An 18,399-nucleotide genomic window follows, 5' to 3' on the forward strand; every position below is an offset into this window, starting at 1 on the left:
GATTTACTCACTGCCGCTCGAAAAAACCGCGGTTTCGCACACGATCATAATAATGCTTGAGCAGCGAGACCGGGCGCAACGAAAGACTGGCGAGGTTCTCGACCAGCTGCGGTTTGACATCGAACGGCGACTGGTTCTCCAACCAGCTATAGGAGGATCCGTCCTTCAGCACCGAGGGACTGCCGACCACGTAACCGCCAAGCGCCTTGGCATGGCCGACCCGACGCATGCCGAAATGCAGGCTGGATGACACGGTCGGTTCACGTGTCCTCAGATAGACGTGGAAGCCGTTGGGCGACCTTGCGACCGGTGTGTGCTTTGCAATTTCACCATGGATGCCGAACCAGCCGCGATATGCGGCGGCGTTGTCGAAATCCAGGATCAGCAGGTTGGAAAATCCTCCCAATATGCCGACATTTCCGGCGAAGTCTCGAAACCAGCGCTCGATGTCTCCGCCGGTCGGTGGTTTCTGCGACAGCTGGAACGCAATGGAACAGAAGGCGAGTTCCTTCAGATCCTTGCGCCGGGTCTGCAAATGCAGCGGATCATACCCCATGGCCTCGAGGTCGAGATGCTTGCCGCCGGCACGAAGCGGCAGGCATATGTAGCCCTGCGCCAGCAGCCGGACCGCATAGTCGGTTTCTATTTTAGGCAACATCCAGAAATGTTCCGCCCCCGTGCCATTCCATTTCAATCTTCTTTAGCCGAATAGCACTTTCGTCAAGCGTTCGATGCGGCGCGGTCGCCTGGCGCCTGCCAGGTTGCGAGCGATCCCTGTTGAATCACCCGACATGGTGGCCGGCCTGGGCAGCGGCGGCGGGCTGCGACAGCCAGCCGCCGCTGAACCCGGCCTTGCTCAGGCCGCGACGGATATGCGGGCTCGACCGCATCAGGTCCCAGATCAGGCGCGAGCGGTGGTTTTCGATCATCAGCACGGCGATACCCTGGTCCAGTCCGTAATGCGCATCCGATATCCAGCCGCTCGGCCCGAACTTCCGCCGGTTCGCCAGCGTCGGGTTGAAGCCGCTCGGCATCCTGAAGCCGTCGATCACCTCAGGATGGCGTTCTCTAAGAAGACGCAGCGCCGGCAGGCAGATTTCCGGCGCGAAGGGCAGCGATGCCAGATACGACCACGGCGCTATCGTTCCGTCGTCGGGGCCGAACGGCGCGCCGCGCGCCGCATAGCCGGAAAATTTGCGCGGCCGCCGCTCGATCCGCGCGCGGAAGTTGCCGGGCCCGTCACCCGCCGAAAGGCCCCAAAGTCCTTCGCCGTAGCCGTCATAGCCGGAGGGATTGCGCTGCGCATAATCCCGGTGAAGGTAGGTCGCGCGGCGGCTATTCTCGAAATAGTCCGAGTTCTTTTCCCGCATGAACGCATCCCGTATGCCGTCAAAGTCGATCCAGGCATGCGAGAACTGGTGCATGAACAGCGGGCCGCCATAGAGCACGTCGTAGCCGTAGATGTTTCCCCACTGATATGTCGCCGTCCAGCCGGCATAGCTGTCGTCCGAGGCTGGCTTGTCGGGAGCGGCCATTGCCAGAACGTAGAGCACCGTCGCTTCGTTATAGCCTTCCCAGCCATAACGCAGAAAGCCGCTCTTCGGCTTCCAGCCCTGCCGCAAGGTCGAATTGCTGCCTTGCGCCCATCGCCAGTCGACGCGCCGGTAGAGGGCTTCCCCCAATTCGCGGATTTCGGTTTCTTCGTCATTGTCGCCCGTGAAATAGGCGCCGGCCACGAGCAAGCCGGCCATCAAAAGCGCCGTGTCCACCATCGACAATTCGCATCGCCAGGCGCGCAGGCCGGTCCGCATGTCGAGAAAATGGTAATAAAAACCCTTGTGGCCGGTGACGCCGTCGCCATTGCCTTGCCGGCTGTTCCAGAAGAAACGCAGTGCGGCAAGCGTCAGCTTGGCTGCTGCGTCTCGTGTCATCCAGCCGCGCTCGACCCCGACCGGATAGCAGGACAGGGCGAAGCCGACGACCGCGATGCTTGCCGGCCAATTTGGCCGCGACGTGTCGGCGACCAGTCCGTTCTCCGGGTTCACGGTTTCCAGGAAATAACCGAAGGCCGCGTGCTGGAAGCGGTCGAGCAGATCTTCATCGGACAGTGGAGGTTCGACCCTAAGCAAACGACGTGAACTCCAGTCGGCCGGCGGCAGATCGCGCCTGACGTGCTTCAATAGGTGGCCCGGCCGCCGGAGACGTCGAAGACGGCAGCCGTCGTGAAGGAGCATTCCTCGGAAGCGATCCATGAGATCAGTGCCGCCACCTCCTCGACCTCGCCAAACCGCGCCATCGGTATCTTCGACAGCATGAAGTCGATGTGCTGCTGGCTCATCTGCTGGAAAATCGCGGTGCGCACGGCCGCCGGCGTGACGCAGTTCACCGTCACCTTGGTCTTGGCCAGTTCCTTGCCGAGCGACTTGGTCAGGCCGATCACCGCAGCCTTCGAGGTGCTGTAGGCCGACGCGTTGGGATTTCCCTCCTTGCCGGCGATCGAGGCGATGTTGACGATCCTGCCGTAATTGCGCTCGAGCATATGCGGAACCAGCGCCTTGTTGCAGAAGAAGACGCCGTTGATGTTGATGTCGATGACCCGGCGCCAGTCCTCCACCGAATAGTCCCAGGTCGTCATGTTCGGTCCGGTGATGGCGGCGCTGGTGACCAGGATATCGACCGCGCCAAGGGCATCGATCGTCCGCCGGGCGGCCTGTTCGACCGCCGCGGGATCGGCGACGTCGACAGTCACGCCATGCAAATCGGCAATGACAGCCTTGGCCTGCTCGATCTGGGTGGGGTCGCGATCCCAGACACAAACGCGTCCGCCCTCTCCAACGATTCTTTGCGCGACAGCCAGGCCGATGCCTGAGGCGCCACCGGTGATCACGGCCGATCGTCCGGAAAACCGTCCCGCAAAACTCATCGTCATGTGCTCATCCTCCCAATCGGCGGCAAATGTGAAGTCAGCGACGGAGAAGTTCAAGCCGGAGTCTGGAGCCTCCGAACAGGTTCGTGGTGGGCCAGGAGCAGGCGGTTGAGAAGCCCCTCCTGGCCGCTACTCTCCCACGCGCGCAGTTCAGACGTTCTTGATCGACTTCCAATGGCTCAGCCGCTCTGCGATCAACTCCACGCGCCGCTGATTGTCACGCCCGTCCAGGATGCTTAAGTCCTCGGGATCGGCGCGCAGATAGACACCGGAGGTGCGCGCGTTCAGTTTTGGCGGTGTGTCGGCTCGTGTGGTGAAGTACCCGGACGCGCGATCGGCGGACTCCAGCCGGATCTCTCCTGTCCCGTACAACTGCGACGCGTTCGCGTCCAAGGGTCGTTCTCCATTCCAAAAGTAGAAGATGCCGGGAGGCTCCTTTCTCTCCTTTACCGCTTCGCTCCAGTATCTGGCTGACAGACTGCCATTCTCTTGCCATGAGCGACCGGTCAGCTCCAGCGCGCCATCGCGGTCTCGCGAGATACGCAAGAGGCTCACGGCGGACGGCTCCTTTACGGTCCGTTCCGACAGGGAAAATTGCCACCAAAGGCCCTCTATCCGGGCGACACGACTTTCATTCTCGATCGCATTCCGAAGCTTTTGGTTGATCGCCCTCATCTCCGCGCCGGTCGTCGCCTCGCCATACCTTACGGAGGTGAGACCGAGGAGATCGCTTGGAAGCTTGGAGCCATTGGCATGGAGGATGAACGTCCGGCGCATTCCAAGGACTCCGCCGAAAAGGCCGGCCTCGAAAACCACATTGTCTCGTGGAGAAGCTTGAGCGGATGCCGTCGCAGACGATGCCGGCTGGCTCACACTGGTCCAATCGTCTTGAGCGAACACGAAAGCGGCGAAGTCGACTTCACGCGTAAGCTCGAGGAGGCGCCCCAGGGTGGTTGTCCCCGGATTGAAGGATGTCGTCCAGGGTACCACATGCGCGATGTCTTCAAGACCGCGTGTCAGCGCCTGCAGCAGTTTTTTCTGCTTCCCCGACGAGCCCAGGAAGATTCGAGGTTTGTCCATCCGTTTGCTCCAACCCAGCAGATCGGGACGACCAGCGTCTGCCAATTATCCTGCGGTCATTGGTCTGTTTGTCCCCGACATAGGGTACGCGGAGGACCTCATTTATTGCAACGGATGCAATGAATGCCGGCTGCTATTTTCGTCAGGTGCTAGAAGAAAAACAGTTCCGCGGTGGTGATGCCAAACCGCTCATAAATGCGGCGGCGATGGTTCTTGACAGTGCCGACGGTGATGCTCAGCCGTTAGGCAATGTTTGCGGCCACAGCTGGCTGCGCGCTCGGTTCTTGCCCGGCCTATCGGTCTTTCACCGCCCGCCTTGGGGCATCCTTATGGCTGTTTTTGCCTCATTTGGGTGACAGGCTGCGGGGGATGGGTTATATTGCACTGCACAACGGAAGCGTCAGTGCTTGGCGCGGCGGCAAATCGGCATTGAACTGCATGGACGGGAATCCGCTACCGAGATGAAGATTCCAAAATCTCTGTTGGTCGACCCGGAGAAGAACACGGTCTACGGTACATTTGCTGTTGCCATCTCCATTTGGGCGTTCTCCTACTCCTCCGTCTTCGGCCAGATCCTGATCCTGGCCTATTATGCGGTTTGGCTCCCCCTCATCCTGGTGGACTACCGGCGGCTGTTGCGACATGTATCCAGCGCATGGCTCCCGCTGGCGTTTGCCATCTACGTCTGCCTGTCGGTGTTCTGGTCGGATGCTCCCGGCATCACGTTGAGGACGGCAGTCCAGTATTGCTCCCATATCGCCTGCGCCTACATCGCGGCGCGCACCGTCAGCGTCCGAACGTTGACGATAGGCTCGCTGATCGGGATTTTTCTCGTCCTGCTCTATTCGCTCATGGTCGGGGGTTATTCCTATGACGTTCTCGACGGGACGTACAATTTCGTCGGCGCATTCAGCTCCAAGAACCAGATCGGCTTTGTCGCATCGCTGGGTGTCTACTTCTGCGTTGTCTTCCTGGCTTTTCTCAGGCGCGGCCGAATAAGCCTTTTCTTGACGGCGCCCGTCGTCGCCCTGTCGGCCTATCTGCTGGTCATTGCGCATTCGGCCACCTCTATGGCTTCGATACCGGCAGTTCTCGCTCTGGTGGCTCTGCTTGCCATGGCCAAGAAGCTTTCGCTCCGCTATCGACGGGTGATTTTCCTGGTCGGCACATGCGGGCTGATCGCGGTCACCCTGGTTGCCTTTGCGGGACTTCTGGATTTCGTCCTTGGCGTCTTCGGAAAGGATTCCACGCTCACCGGACGGACTTATCTCTGGGAGCAGGGCTGGGAGGCGGCGCAGCAAGCGCCGATCCTCGGCGTCGGCTATGCGGGCTATTGGGTGCAGGGTTTTGCCGAGGCCGAGCGGCTTTGGAACGAATTCTACATCACAACCCGATCAGGCTTCCACTTCCACAATACCTATATCGAAGCCCTCGTCGAGCTTGGCTATGTCGGGGCGACGCTGATTTCGCTGATCATCGTGCGCACGCTGTGGGGCCACATATCGGCGTTGATATTCAGGACGTGGCAAGCCGAGTCTGTGATTCTTGCCGGCGTGATGGTGCTTCTGTTCATCCGGTCCTTCGTCGAGGTCGAGACCCTCAACCCCTACATCATGGGCTCCTTCCTCCTGTATTACAGCTACTTCAAGCTGGTGAGGGTGTTAGTCGCCCGTCCCCGGTGGACCGCGGCCAACCTCGCGGAACCAGAAACCGCAAGGGGCTAAGCAAAGCGCTAAATGTCACCTAGAGCAATTCCAGGAAAAGTGTGTGCGGTTTTCTGTCCGGAATTGCGCGAAAACAAACAGCTCTAGCTTTTCGTCTATCAAAATGAGATCAAAAACGAATATAATCTTGGGGTGCCACAATTTCGCGAATTATTCGGGCAGGATTTCCTGCAACCAAGCTTCGTGGCGGTGCACTTTTGGTGACCACAGAGCCGGCTCCAATTACGCTATGATCCCCGATTTCCACCCCAGGCAGGATTATTGAATTTCGGCCTATCCAAACATTGTCACCAATTAGGACAGCTTTCGCTTTAACACCGGCACCATCTTCGACCTCATGATAGTTTGAGTCTTGGATTACTACCGAATCGCCAATAAGGCATCTTTTTCCGATGCTTACTGCGACTGATGCGTCGATCATAACTCCGCTGTTTATAAAAGATTTAGAGCCAATTGACAGGCTTGCGTTCCGGCGTGCATGAAACCAGGAACGTGACCCCAGCCCTCGAAACGAAACGCGAGAGCCAAATCTAAAATTGCCTTTTCCTGCTATATGAGGCGAGACTCCAAGCACCGAGACTCGATCGGATATTTCGATACCCCTCATTACCCAAATGAATGTAATGATTGTGCCTTTAATATACCTTCTAGCACGATAGATATTCACTACGCTTCCCCCACGGATAGCCGCTCCTCGCCGAGGAGCGTGCATCTATGCGGACGGCCTTGGCGTGACGCTCCCTTTGAGCGTCAGCTGACCTCGGGGTATTCGATTTCTCGAAACGGCCTATTGGCTAGCCATCGGCGCCAACTTCACCTTGATCACGTCCCCGGGCAGCACGGGCGTGTCTTCGCTGGCGGCGATTTCGCTGCTCTTTCCGTCGACCACCCGAACCAGGCCAAACGACATTGTTGGCTCTTCGCCGTCGCGATAGCGTTGCAACGCCGGGTTCCCCGACATGGCTTCGGCCATCAGGCCTGTTTGCATATTCATCTTGAGCATTGTTTGACTGAGATCGGCTTCTGCCTGTTGCCGATCGGTGGCGAGGCCCGCATTCTGGGTGTTTTCCAGATCGATGGCGTCCTGATTGGCCTTGCTGATCGACTGCTTGGCGGTGAGGATGGCCGTTTCGTAATCCAGGATCTGGCCTTCCAGGTCGGCGATCGTTTGTTGCGAAGTCAGAACCCGCGTATTGACGACAAGGCCCTTTTGCGCCAGCGAGCCGATGCCGCTCAGCTGTTCCTTTGCCAGGTCGACCTGCCGCTGCTGGTTGACGATCTTTTTCTGCAGCGAATCAATCTCGCTCTGCAGCAGCGTCTTCAAATCATCGAGCGCCTGAAGGCGCAGTTTGAGATTCTTTTGATCGGCCGTCAGGATCGCCATCTCGTCGGCAACGATGCTTGCCAGTTTCGGATCGTCGGCCACCTCCTTCGGCACGTCGAACGTCGACTTGTCCGCTATCTCCGCTTCGATGCGCGCGCGCCTGACGATCAGCCGGACCCGTTGGTCTTGGAGAACGTCAAAATCGCCCTTGGCGTTGATCATGTCGCGGTCGTACCGCTGTCCTTCGGGACTCCGTCTGACACCGCCGGCGATGCTCATCGCCCTGAGCACGGTCAGGTCCGGCACGTAAGGATACTGACCGGGCGTCTGGACCTCCCCGGAAATGTAGAACGGCCTGTACTGCGCCATTTCGACGGAGGCTTCCGGCCGGTCCGCCAGAGCGAGCTTGCGCTGGAGCGCCTGGCCGATCGCTGCCGCGACCTCGGATGTAGTCTTGCCGGATGCCGGCATTTCGCCGACGAATGGCACGGACAATGTTCCGGCAGGACCGACCGTGTACTCTCCGTTGACGGCCGTCCAGTCGCGGAACGTGCCTTCAACGGTCTGCCATTCGGCCACGCGGATGGTCAGCTTGTCCTGCGATCCCAGGCGGTACTCGTCGGCGGTGGCTAGTTGGGGAACGGCGAGCGTCAGCGTGAGGCAAGCAGTCATAAGCCGCATCCGTCGCATGTGATTGCTGACAGTGCCGGCGCAGGAGATTCCGAAGATGTTTGTTTTCAACTGAGCTTTTTCCGATCCGCTTTGGCCCCGCCCGATGAAGCTTGCTGCAGAATGCTTGGCGTCTGGACCGTCACTCACCGGCTCCCGGCCGGGTCAGTAGCAGCCCCGCGACATCCAGACCGCAGGCACGGTCTTGATGATGATGCGAATGTCCTCGAATAGCGACCAGTTCTCAACATAGTGGCGATCGAACGCGACGCGGCTGTCGTAGGAAACGTCGTTGCGGCCACTGACCTGCCAGAGCCCGGTCAGGCCGGGGCGCGATTTCAGGTAATAGACAGCCGAACTGCCATAGATTTCGAGCTCGTCGCGCACGACGGGGCGAGGACCGACAAGGCTCATGTCGCCCTGAAGGATGTTGATGATCTGCGGCAGTTCATCTAGGCTGAGCTTCCTCAGCACGGCCCCGACGCGCGTGACGCGCGGATCGTTCTTGAGCTTGCGGGTCGCTGTCCATTCGGCATTGGCGTCCGGATTGGCGGCAAGATATGCCGCCAGCACCCGTTCACCATCCTGAACCATGGTGCGAAACTTGAGGCACGGGAAAATCCGTCCTCCCCGACCGATCCGGCTGTGACCGTAGAAAATCGGCCCGCCGTCGGAAAACTTGACAAGCAGCGCGACCATAACAAACAGCGGACTGAGAGCCACCAGGCCAATCAGTGAGCCGGCAATATCGAAGCTGCGTTTTAGCAGGCCGCCGATTGGTGGAAAATCGATGCCGGCCTGCGAAAAATCCGCATCGGCCGACTTGGCTACGTCCCTCATGCGTAAACTCCATACGTTGAACGGATGGTTTCGCCCACAATATCAAAAAAATGCTGCATCGCAACACACAATTTCTCGATCGCTTGAAATAATCACGTCATGAATTGACTAAATAATAAACCGATCCTGCACAAATTTTGATCTTTATGGCACGTTCGTGACAGATTATGGGCAACTTTGAAAAATCTAGTGCCTTTTTGAGGCTGATTTTAGGCGAATCGCTCTTTGTACCGCGTCATGGAACATAATCGTGCTTTAGCTTCCGAGACATATATAGATTTTAGAGTAAAATACTAATTAATATTATGGGTCTTACTGGAGGAGTTCCATATCCGGTGATTGGCCATGATGCAGACGTGTGCATCGCAACATGGCAGAGTCGATCCCGCGAACGCATCCAAAATTATTTGTGGTTGGCCTTGCCCGCTATTGCACACCTTAATAGAGTTGCAAATTGTTTCTGTCAGAGTATGGAACAGCGTGGGAAAGGCCGAAAGCAACCGGCCAAAAAGCGGGCCGCCTCAACGAGCTCGCATGGCGAAGGGAGGCTCGGGGTGGGTCAATCATCGATTATTGCCCGAGCAGGTTGACGGGCTGTCGGGTATGTCGTTACCAAAATTCATTGTCGGCATGATTTTCGCTCTGGCGATCGTGGTCGCCTGGTCTCATCTGGGCGGCGCTTCGCTCGGCACGACGCTTTTTCGCGCTATGGCTTGCGCCATCGTCATTCAGCTAGGCTATTTTTTGCTGGTTTTCGTCATGGTTGCCAGAAACACGCCGACATCGGCTGATAAGATTCGCGATGCCGAACGAAAGCTGAGTCCGACCGAGACGGCCGATGGCGAGAAGTTCAGTGCCAGGAGAAGCCTGCACTGACCCGACGTCAGGTCGCGTCGGTTGGGTTCCTGTCGGACTGCTCGCCTTACAGCATCCTGGACAACTGACCTCCGGATTTTTCCATCAGCCTCTGATCCGCTGATTCACTATCTGATTTTGCCTGACCTTGACGATGCGGCCGTTTTCCATCGCGACCACCTGGTCGGCGAAAGCGAGGATCGACGGTCAGGGTCGTCATCGCGCCGCGGCCGGTCGATCGACTGGGTGATCAGCGATTCGAATGCGCTGACAGCGCTATCCAGAATGGTCAGGGGCGGTTTGCGAAGCGGCGCGTCGATTCGCTGGCATTACACCGCCCATCGATTTGCGCCATGACGACACCGAAAGGAAAGACTGGACGGAGCGAATGATTTTGGCGATGCTTCGCACTTGCAGCATAAGCGCCGGCTGACGCTCTTTCGAACAGCCGGACAGTCGGTGAGGACGAGAGTTGCATCGGACATTCAACGGGGGGCGGCAAGAAATTCGGAGCCACCTTTGCAGTCGAGAGACGAATTGATGACAAAACCCGAGGTCTGCGTGATCATCGCTGCCCGCAACGCGGCGCGGACAATCCCGGTTGCCATCGCATCGGCGTTGCGCGAGCCGGAGGTGGCGGAAGTCGTCGTCGTCGACGACGCTTCCACCGACGATACCGCGAAAGTCGCTCGGGCAGCCGACGATGGCAGCGGCAGGCTTTCTGTAATCCGGCTCGACGTCAACGGCGGTCCTTCCTTCGCCCGCAACGCCGCGATCGCCAGCTCCAAGTCACCGTTCATCAGTATTCTGGACGCCGATGATTTTTTTCTCGAGGGCAGATATCGCGAGTTGTTCGCCAGCGCCGATTGGGATTTCGCTGCCGACAACATCATGATGATCAGGGACGATGCGGTGACCGATGTCTCTAAAATCGCCGCTCCGCAATTCTCGGCCGACCCGGAATTTCTCGATTTCGAGCGTTTCATCGAAGGCAACATCTCCAGTCGCCGTGTGCAGAGAGGTGAGCTGGGCTTCCTCAAACCGGTGATCAGCCGCGCTTTTCTCGACCGGCATGGGCTGCGCTATGACGAAAACCTGCGGCTGGGCGAAGACTATGAGCTCTACGCGCGCGCGGTTGCTTGCGGGGCACGCTTCAAGGTCATCAGGTCCTGCGGCTATGGCGCCATCGTTCGCGCGGATTCGCTGAGCGGCCAACATAAGACGCAGGATCTCAAGCGTCTGGCCGACGCGGATCTGGCGCTGCTGGCGATCGACAGTTTGCCGGAAGGCTCTAAGGCGGTGCTCAGAAGGCACGAACGGCAGGTGCGCGACAAATACCGGTTGCGGAACTTCCTCGACGTGAAGAACGAGCGGGGGCTGACGTCGGCCGCGGCCTACGCCCTGGCCAGCCAATCCAACCTCATCCCCATCGTTCGCGGCGTGGCCGCCGACAAGCTGGATGCGCTGTTTCGCCGCGCCGGCTTTGCCGCGAAGCAGCCTGTGCCGCCGCTGCGCTTTCTCATGGCCGCAACGAGCCCGCTCGGCGAGACTTGAGCTTGTCCGCGAGCGGCGCCATGCCGATCATGTCAACAGGTCCTTACCCCGCTCCAACGTGAAGCGAATTTCCGATTCGCCACACTAAAGCGCGTCGCGTTTGATGAGATTCATGCGACGCGCTTTAGTTCTTGTTCTTATGCATGTCGTTGTCGCAAAACCGCTGCGCACTTTTGCGCAACATGCATTAGGTGGTTGCCTACTCGCTCTGGGGATGGCATGTATGTTGCGGTGCAGCAATTTTGGTTGGCCGTTTGAATCGGCCCGAAAATGTCCCCTGTCAGAGGAGCTGGACGATGCGACAAGATTTTTTCGGCCTGGATGGGCACGGGATTGCCATAGGCCGGCTATGACAGGAGACTGAGCGCATGGCCTCGATATTCGGCTTCAGATCAAGGGATCCGGCTCGAGACAGGCAGACCGACATCTCGCGCCTTGACCGCCTGGCAAAGCTGCTTGATCAGATCGCAGCCGAGGTCGAGGCGGAGAAAAACGGACTTGAGAATCGCTACCGGACAAAGGCCACCAACGCGGCCTTTCTGGTCGAGGCGATGGAAAATGGAGCGGCCTCCTCCAGCAGATCCGCCGAAGTCAGCGAACTGACGAAGTCGATGCTGAATTGCGAGCAGCGCATCGCGGCGCTCGCGCGGCAAAACGAATTGATGAAGGATCTCCGTCATTCGCTGGATGCAATCTTCGATGAAAGCGGTCAGCGTGGCTCGACCACCAAGGCTGATTTCGCCAAGCCGGCCGCCGGCACGGGGTGAACTTCAAAGTTCTGGGTGGCGCCGCAGGCAAGAGGTTTAGTGCCACAGGTCAACAAAGAGGCAGCACAAGGAAGGTGCCGGGAGAAGGTCAAGATCAGCTCGTTTCGTCATGGTTCGAACGTCGACTTTGGGTTGGGGGCACACAGCACAAAGGTGAGTTTGGTATGAACGCGGATCCGAAAAGCACGTCCACCCCAGCAACCGGCGGCAGCCCGCTCACGCGCTCGATCAGGCAAGTGAACCTGAGGCAGCTATGCTCTGGCGGCGCGTTTCTGCTGGTCGCGCTCGGCAGCCTGGTTGCAGGCCCGACCCCTTCCCGTTCGCAGGATATCCCGACTGCGCCATCGTTCGTCGATGATTTCACCAGCTTCGACCGTGCGCGCTGGTACGTTGCCGACGGCTGGACGAACGGCAGCCATCAGAACTGCACCTGGTCCAAAAGCCAGGTCGAGCTTTCCGACGGCATGCTGACGCTCGGTTTCGAAAAGCGGAAGCTGAAGGATCGCGATTTTGCCTGCGGCGAGATCCAGACCAAGCAGCGCTTCGGCTATGGCACCTATGAGGCACGGATGAAAACCGATGCCGGCTCCGGCATCAACGCCGCCTTCTTTTCCTACATCGGCCCCTCCGACAAGCAGCCATGGGATGAAATCGACTTCGAGGTGCTGACCAAGGACACCTCCAAGGTGCAGGTCAACGCCTACATAGCCGGCAAGGGCAACAACGAGAAATTGGTGGATGTAGCGGGCGGCACCGACAAGGCTTTCAATGACTACGCCTTCGTCTGGGAGAAGGACCGGCTGCGCTGGTACGTCAATGGCCAGCTGGTGAACACGATCACCGATCCGGCAAAGCTGCCCAGCCATGCGCAAAAGATATTCTTCAGCCTCTGGGGCAGCGACACGATGAAGGGCTGGCTGGGCCCGTTTTCGGATCCGGGGCGCAAGCTCACCATGCAAGTGGACCGCGTCGCCTTCACGGCGCTCGGCCAGCCATGCCAGTTTCCGGAATCGCTGGCATGCAGCATAAAGTGAAGGCTAATCTGAACCGGCCGGACCGAAAGCGCTCCGAAGCCTTGAACAGGGATGAAACCAAATGAATTTGACGGTCTTTGGAATTGGCTATGTCGGTCTGGTGCAGGCGGCGGTGCTTGCCGAAGTCGGACACCAGGTGGTGTGCGTCGACATCGACGTGAAAAAAGTCGAGCGGCTCAATCAGGGCCTCATCCCGATTTTCGAGCCCGGGCTCGAAAACCTCGTCAAGGAGAACCACGCGGCCGGCCGCATCAAGTTCACCACCGACGCCGCCGCCGCGGTCAAGCATGGCGAAATCCAGATGATCGCCGTCGGCACGCCTCCCGGAGAGGATGGTTCGGCCGACCTCAAATATGTGCTGGCAGTCGCCGAGGCGATCGGCCGGGAGATGGACGCGCCCAAGATCGTCGTCGGCAAATCGACCGTGCCGGTCGGCACCTGCGAAAAGATAAAGGCCAGGATCGCCGCGACGCTGAAGGCGCGGGGTCGCGAGGATCTGGCTTTCGACGTGGCCTCCAATCCGGAATTCCTCAAGGAAGGCTCGGCGGTGGCCGACTGCACGAAGCCCGATCGCATCATCGTCGGCACCAGCAGCGAAAGCACCGAGGCGGTGATGCGTGAGCTTTATGCGCCGTTCAACCGCAACCACGAGAAGATGATCGTGATGGATGTGCGCAGCGCCGAATTCACCAAATACGCGGCCAATTGCATGCTGGCGACCAAGATCAGCTTCATGAACGAAATGGCCAATCTGGCCGAGGAGCTGGGCGCCGACATCGAGGAGGTCCGCAAGGGCATCGGCAGCGATCCGCGCATCGGCTACCATTTCATCTATCCGGGTCTCGGCTATGGCGGCTCGTGCTTCCCCAAGGATGTGCGCGCCCTGATCAAGGCGGCGGAAGGCGTCAAGTTCGATGCCAAGCTGCTGCGCGCGGTCGAGGAGCGCAACAACGAGCAGAAGTCGGTCCTGTTCGACAAGGTGAACCGGTACTTCGAGGGCAATCTGAAGGGCAAGACCTTTGCGCTTTGGGGCTTAGCCTTCAAACCCGACACCGACGACATGCGCGAGGCGCCGGCGCGTGTCCTGATGGAAGCGCTGTGGAAGGCCGGTGCCAAAGTGCAGGCCTACGATCCCGAGGCGATGCAGGAATGCCAGGCCATCTACGGGCTGCGCGAGGATCTCCTCTTGTGCGGGACCAAGGAGGCAGCGCTGCGTGGCGCCGACGCACTCCTGATCGCCACCGAGTGGAAGAGCTTCCGCGCGCCTTCTTTCGACGCGGTGAAGGATGCGTTGACCACGCCGATCATCTTCGACGGCCGAAACCTCTACGACCCGAAGGTCATTGCCCGCCACGGCATCGAATACCACTCGATCGGCAGGATGGCGGCGTGAGGCCCATTCGGGAAAGGCCTATGGCAAGATTGGCTCGCACACCAAGGATGGTTACGAAGGCTTTGATGAACGCGCTCGTTTCAACAAAGGGTTTTATCTGATGGTGCTGGGCGTCAGGCCGGAACAGATCGCCAACGAACATTTCGATCTTGTCGCCATCGGTTCCGGTTTCGGTTCGGCGTTCTTCCTGCATGCGTTCGCGAAGCAGCGAAAGGCTCGCATTCTGGTTCTGGAATGGGGCCGGCACAACACGCATGAATGGCAGCTCGACCAGAACGTCAACACAGACATCGACGAAGAGACAACCTACAAGACCAACTCCGATAAGCCGTGGAACTACACGATCGGATTGGGTGGCGGAACGAATTGCTGGTTCGCGCAGACGCCGCGCTTTCATCCGAACGACTTCAGGCTGAAAAGCCTCTACGGCATCGGCAACGACTGGCCGATCAGCTATGACGAGCTCGAGCCGTTCTACTGCGATGCAGAGGACGTCATGTCGATTTCAGGCGACCCCGACATGGCGGCGATGATGCCGCGTTCCAGGCCGTTTCCACAACCACCGCATCACATGTCGACGCCGGACCGGATGATGAAAGCGGCGCAGCCGGACCAGCACTTTGTCGTGCCGACAGCCAGGGCGCGCGTGCCGACCGCGCAGCGGTCTTCGTGCTGCGCCAATTTGCGATGCGGCTTATGCCCGGTCGACGCGAAATTCACCGCCAACAATGGCCTGATGCACGTCTTCGAGCATCCCGACGTTTCGGTCTGCCTCGGCGCGGAAGTGCGCCGCCTCGATCACGTCGGCGGATCGGTCCGTTCGGTCGTGTTCGTGCAGGACGGCAAGGAATATTTGGTCAGCGGCGATCTTTTTATTCTGGGCGCCAATGCCATCCAGAGCCCGGCGATCATGTTGCGATCCGGCCTGTCGGGCGAATTCGTCGGGCGTGGCCTGCACGAATCTTACGGATGGAATTTCGAAGCCTATCTCGACGGGGTCGACAATTTCGATGGCAGCACCATCACCACCGGCTTGAATTTCGGCCTTTATGACGGCGCCCACAGATCGCAGCATGCGGCGGCGCTGGTCTATTTCGAAAACCGCTGGCAGCACGGGATGCGCCCCGAAAAGGGGCGTATCCGTCAGACGCTTCCCCTCATCATTGTCACCGAAAACCTGCTCGAGCCGGAAAATCTCGTCATCCTCGACGAGGATGAAAACGCCTTCGTCAGTTTCAAGGGGGCATCCGACTATGCCGTCAAGGGCATGGCGTGGGCAAAGGAGAAACTGCCGGCGCTTCTAGCCCCGCTGCCGGTCGAAGAGATTTTCGATCGCGGCATCCGGCCGACCGAGTCGCACGTCCAGGGCACGTTGAGGATGGGCTTGAGCCCGGCGGATTCGGTGGTCGACCGGGACATGATCCACCATCAGCTCAGGAACCTGGTCGTCGTCGGCTCGAGCACATATCCAAGCTGTTCCTGTGCCAACCCGAGCCTGACCGCGGCAGCCCTCTCCTTGCGGGCGGCGAGCCGGATAGCGGGAAAGGAAATGGCCGGATGATCAAGGTTTCGCGGCGCGCGGCACTGGCCATCATGGCTGGCGGAGTTGCTTCGACCGGCATCGCCTATGCCGCCGTTTCCTCGCTTTCGGACGAGGACCTGGTGCGCGTCACGCTCGAAAGATATTTCGGCAGGCTGAACATGCGCATCGAACATCTGCAGCAGTTCGTCCTGGAATTCCAGAAGCGGAACCCCTGGATATTTCCAAACAAAAAGCTGGGCGATGCGGTCACTCTGCTTGAAGAGCTGAAATTGGGCGCCGCACGCCGGTTTCTCCCCGACCAGAAAAAAGAAGATCTGAGCCATTTCGACCGCTGGGTTATTGCCGAGTTCCATATGCTGACCGACTATGCCCGGCGCAGTTCGCCAACCGATCCGATCCGATTCACCGGATGGCAGCCATGCACCAATCCGTTCGCCAATTTAGAGATGCAACAGGATGCCTGAAAGCGGGTCGCAAGCCATCACGCGTGAACAAGCCATGCGTTAACAAGCAATGCGTCATCGCCCGTAAACTTGAGAATGCGACAAGGAGCCGAAACCATGAAAGTGCTTTTTGCAGGCGGCAACGGTTACACGCCCCAGTTCAGCGGCGGTGTCCAGTCCAGCACCCATCATCTTGCCGAGCAGTTGCTCGAGCACGGGCATGAGGCGTCGGTGCTCGCCGCCCTGTTTGGCCAAGGCGTTTTCGGCTACAAGGCGCGCGCCAAGATGAAGCTTCTGAGACAGCGCGCGGTCATCGACAGCTATCCGGGCTATCCGGTCGTGCGGGCCTGGTTTCCCTGGGAGGCGGCGGGTTTTGCCGTCGAAAAGCTGAGGCCGGATGTCGCCGTGGTCCAGTGCCACAAGTCGGTTCCGATCGGCAAGGCGCTGCAGGCGGAAGGCGTGCCGCTGGTCGTCTATCTCAGAAACGTCGAGTTCCACGAATTGGGCGGCGATCTGCGCGAGCTGCATTCGGCGCTTTACATCGCCAATTCCGAATTCACTGCGCGCACCTACAAGGCAAAATTCGATATCGATTCGACGGTTATACCGCCGACCATCAATCCCGCCCTCTACAGCACGCCGACGACAGGCGAATTTGTCACGCTGATCAATCCCTATGAGGAAAAAGGCTTCGAGCTTGCGGTGCGCATTGCCGCCGCCTGTTCCGAAATCCCGTTCCTATTCGTTGAAAGCTGGAAGCTTGACGACGATCATCGGGCCCGGATCGAGCAGACGATTGCGCCGCTCGGCAACGTCACGCTGGAGAGCCGGACCAGCGACATGAAAACCGTTTATGGCCGCACGAAAATCCTGCTCGCCCCCAGCAAGTGGGAAGAGGCCTGGGGCCGGGTGGCGTCGGAAGCCCATTGCAGCGGCATTCCCGTCGTCGGCTCGCGTCGTGGCGGCCTGCCCGAAGCGATCGGCTCCGGTGGCGTGGTGCTGGATTACGACGCCCCGCTCGCCGATTGGGTGGCAGTGGTCAGGCGTCTGTGGACCGACAGCCAGGAATATGGGCGGCTTTCAACGGCGGCACGTGCATTCTCCGAGCGACCGGAACTCGATCCGGCTGGTCAGTTCGCGACCTTCTTCTCGATGCTCGACAGGGCGGCACGGCAGCCTTCGCGGCAGGCCGCCTAAGTTCTGAATCGGATTCAAGCAGGTCTTTTGATCCGGCTCTTGAGCGTCTCGTAGCCGCGTTCGCCGAGCAGTGTGCGCGCCACGGTCTTGATTGCCGTCTTGCGCCCGTCAGGCGAACTGATCCCCCGCAATCTGCTGGGAAGGTTGCGTGCCGTCTGTCCTAGTGCCGGAAGCGACAGCGTATCGGGATAAGTTACCAGATGCGTTTCGACGCACAGCACCGGTTTGCCGGAAAGCTTGGCGATCTTGAGGGCCTGCTGGTGCTCGCTCTCGATGAACAGGATGGCGTCGGATTTGCGGTAGAAATCGGCTTTGAAACTGCCATGCACGCCAAGCCGTTGCCGTTCCGCCTTGCTCGGCAGGTCAAGCATGATCAGTCTGTCGTATGCGATGCCATGCTTTGCGAGCCATGCTTCGGTAAGCGCGCGGTATTTCTCGAGCCGGCTGGTGACGAGCCAGCCGATCTTGCGGGTCGGGCCAAACAGAGGCAGTGCTTCGCTCAGGAATTTCTCATAGGCGGGACCGTCGTCGTTCTCGGCTTCGGTCGGGTCCAGGCAGAGCACGCCGTCAATGTCGACGCAGCATTGCGCGAGGAATTTGTGGTGCATGAAGTTCCATTGGAACATCCTTGGATGCGGCACGACTTCCAGGACGACGTCAGTTTCCTCGTGCTGAGGCAGCAGGCCGAACACCGCGGCAAAGGTGAAGTCCGCCTTGATGCCGGCGGCCTCTACCCGGCTGCGCGCCTCGCGCATCGCGGCACCGCCGCTGACGCTGTCGTCGATCACCAGAACCTTGCGCATGTCGGAGGCCTGTCGGTCGAGCGCGGCGCGGCGCTTGGTGACCCCCGAAGTATAGATCTTTCCGGCCAGGAAGCTGTCCAGATCGGTCATCGGGATGTTCGCCGTCAGGCTGAGCAGTGTGGCGGCGAGAATCCCGCTTCGGGGAACGCCGACCACCAGGTCGATGTCGCGCGGCAACCGGTGAAGGTTCCTGACAATCGCATCGTTCATGTCGGAGATCGATCGGTAGTGCATGGGATCAGACCTG

Annotated in this window: 17 protein-coding genes and 1 pseudogene; 9 read left to right on the top strand and 9 right to left on the bottom strand. The window is 59.3% G+C overall.

Annotation, left to right across the window (positions count from 1 at the left end; translation table 11 throughout):
* Positions 1–7: 7 nt before the first annotated feature.
* The 5 genes and pseudogenes from RPG13_RS08725 to RPG13_RS08745 form a co-directional block, all read right to left on the bottom strand.
* Positions 8–658, bottom strand: coding sequence for a bifunctional DNA primase/polymerase (locus RPG13_RS08725; protein ID WP_095484323.1), 651 nt, complete (start codon positions 656–658; stop codon positions 8–10).
* 124 nt (positions 659–782) lie between these two features.
* A complete protein-coding gene (locus RPG13_RS08730; RefSeq protein ID WP_337124853.1) occupies positions 783–2,129 on the bottom strand; it encodes a glucoamylase family protein in 1,347 nt (448 codons plus the stop codon).
* Positions 2,130–2,176: 47 nt separating this feature from the next.
* A complete protein-coding gene (locus tag RPG13_RS08735; RefSeq protein WP_127290003.1) occupies positions 2,177–2,929 on the bottom strand; it encodes an SDR family NAD(P)-dependent oxidoreductase in 753 nt (250 codons plus the stop codon).
* A gap of 147 nt (positions 2,930–3,076) precedes the next feature.
* A complete protein-coding gene (locus RPG13_RS08740; RefSeq protein ID WP_337124854.1) occupies positions 3,077–4,006 on the bottom strand; it encodes a TIR domain-containing protein in 930 nt (309 codons plus the stop codon).
* Positions 4,007–4,155: 149 nt separating this feature from the next.
* Positions 4,156–4,248: pseudogene (locus tag RPG13_RS08745) on the bottom strand (helix-turn-helix transcriptional regulator); the annotation flags it as partial.
* A 219-nt stretch (positions 4,249–4,467) separates the two neighbouring features.
* Here RPG13_RS08745 and RPG13_RS08750 point away from each other — a divergent pair.
* A complete protein-coding gene (locus RPG13_RS08750; protein WP_127204068.1) occupies positions 4,468–5,730 on the top strand; it encodes an O-antigen ligase family protein in 1,263 nt (420 codons plus the stop codon).
* 109 nt (positions 5,731–5,839) lie between these two features.
* Here the strand turns inward: RPG13_RS08750 and RPG13_RS34915 are convergent, their stop codons facing one another.
* The 3 genes from RPG13_RS34915 to RPG13_RS08760 all read right to left on the bottom strand — a co-directional run bounded on the left by RPG13_RS34915 (position 5,840) and on the right by RPG13_RS08760 (position 8,563).
* Complete coding sequence (locus RPG13_RS34915) at positions 5,840–6,442, bottom strand: acyltransferase (protein WP_095484319.1); 603 nt, start codon at positions 6,440–6,442, stop codon at positions 5,840–5,842.
* Positions 6,443–6,517: 75 nt separating this feature from the next.
* Entirely contained in the window at positions 6,518–7,726 is a 1,209-nt protein-coding gene (locus RPG13_RS08755) for a polysaccharide biosynthesis/export family protein (RefSeq protein ID WP_127204067.1), read from the bottom strand.
* Between the two features lie 162 nt (positions 7,727–7,888).
* Entirely contained in the window at positions 7,889–8,563 is a 675-nt protein-coding gene (locus tag RPG13_RS08760; protein WP_095484316.1) for a sugar transferase, read from the bottom strand.
* A gap of 534 nt (positions 8,564–9,097) precedes the next feature.
* Here RPG13_RS08760 and RPG13_RS08765 point away from each other — a divergent pair.
* The 8 genes from RPG13_RS08765 (at position 9,098) to RPG13_RS08800 (ending at position 17,349) form a co-directional block, all read left to right on the top strand.
* Complete coding sequence (locus RPG13_RS08765; RefSeq protein ID WP_245461374.1) at positions 9,098–9,439, top strand: exopolysaccharide production repressor exox; 342 nt, start codon at positions 9,098–9,100, stop codon at positions 9,437–9,439.
* 519 nt (positions 9,440–9,958) lie between these two features.
* A complete protein-coding gene (locus RPG13_RS08770) occupies positions 9,959–10,972 on the top strand; it encodes a glycosyltransferase family 2 protein (protein ID WP_337124855.1) in 1,014 nt (337 codons plus the stop codon).
* Between the two features lie 368 nt (positions 10,973–11,340).
* Positions 11,341–11,739, top strand: a complete 399-nt coding sequence (locus RPG13_RS08775) for a hypothetical protein (protein ID WP_337124856.1) — start codon at positions 11,341–11,343, stop codon at positions 11,737–11,739.
* A 164-nt stretch (positions 11,740–11,903) separates the two neighbouring features.
* Positions 11,904–12,773, top strand: coding sequence for a glycoside hydrolase family 16 protein (locus tag RPG13_RS08780; protein WP_095484312.1), 870 nt, complete (start codon positions 11,904–11,906; stop codon positions 12,771–12,773).
* A gap of 61 nt (positions 12,774–12,834) precedes the next feature.
* Positions 12,835–14,166 (top strand): UDP-glucose dehydrogenase family protein, encoded by a 1,332-nt coding sequence (locus RPG13_RS08785; RefSeq protein WP_095484311.1) that lies wholly within the window; start codon positions 12,835–12,837, stop codon positions 14,164–14,166.
* A gap of 100 nt (positions 14,167–14,266) precedes the next feature.
* Entirely contained in the window at positions 14,267–15,727 is a 1,461-nt protein-coding gene (locus RPG13_RS08790; protein WP_292221132.1) for a GMC oxidoreductase, read from the top strand.
* Positions 15,724–16,173 carry a hypothetical protein gene (locus RPG13_RS08795; protein ID WP_095484310.1) on the top strand — a complete coding sequence of 150 codons (450 nt, stop codon included), beginning with the start codon at positions 15,724–15,726 and terminating at the stop codon, positions 16,171–16,173. The genes RPG13_RS08790 and RPG13_RS08795 overlap by 4 nt, the downstream gene beginning before the upstream one ends.
* Positions 16,174–16,269: 96 nt before the next feature.
* Positions 16,270–17,349 (top strand): glycosyltransferase, encoded by a 1,080-nt coding sequence (locus RPG13_RS08800; protein WP_127290017.1) that lies wholly within the window; start codon positions 16,270–16,272, stop codon positions 17,347–17,349.
* Between the two features lie 14 nt (positions 17,350–17,363).
* Here the strand turns inward: RPG13_RS08800 and RPG13_RS08805 are convergent, their stop codons facing one another.
* Complete coding sequence (locus RPG13_RS08805; RefSeq protein WP_128285598.1) at positions 17,364–18,386, bottom strand: phosphoribosyltransferase family protein; 1,023 nt, start codon at positions 18,384–18,386, stop codon at positions 17,364–17,366.
* Positions 18,387–18,399: the final 13 nt, after the last annotated feature.

The organism is Mesorhizobium sp. ISC15, assembly GCF_037162615.1.
Lineage (GTDB): Bacteria > Pseudomonadota > Alphaproteobacteria > Rhizobiales > Rhizobiaceae > Mesorhizobium > Mesorhizobium mediterraneum.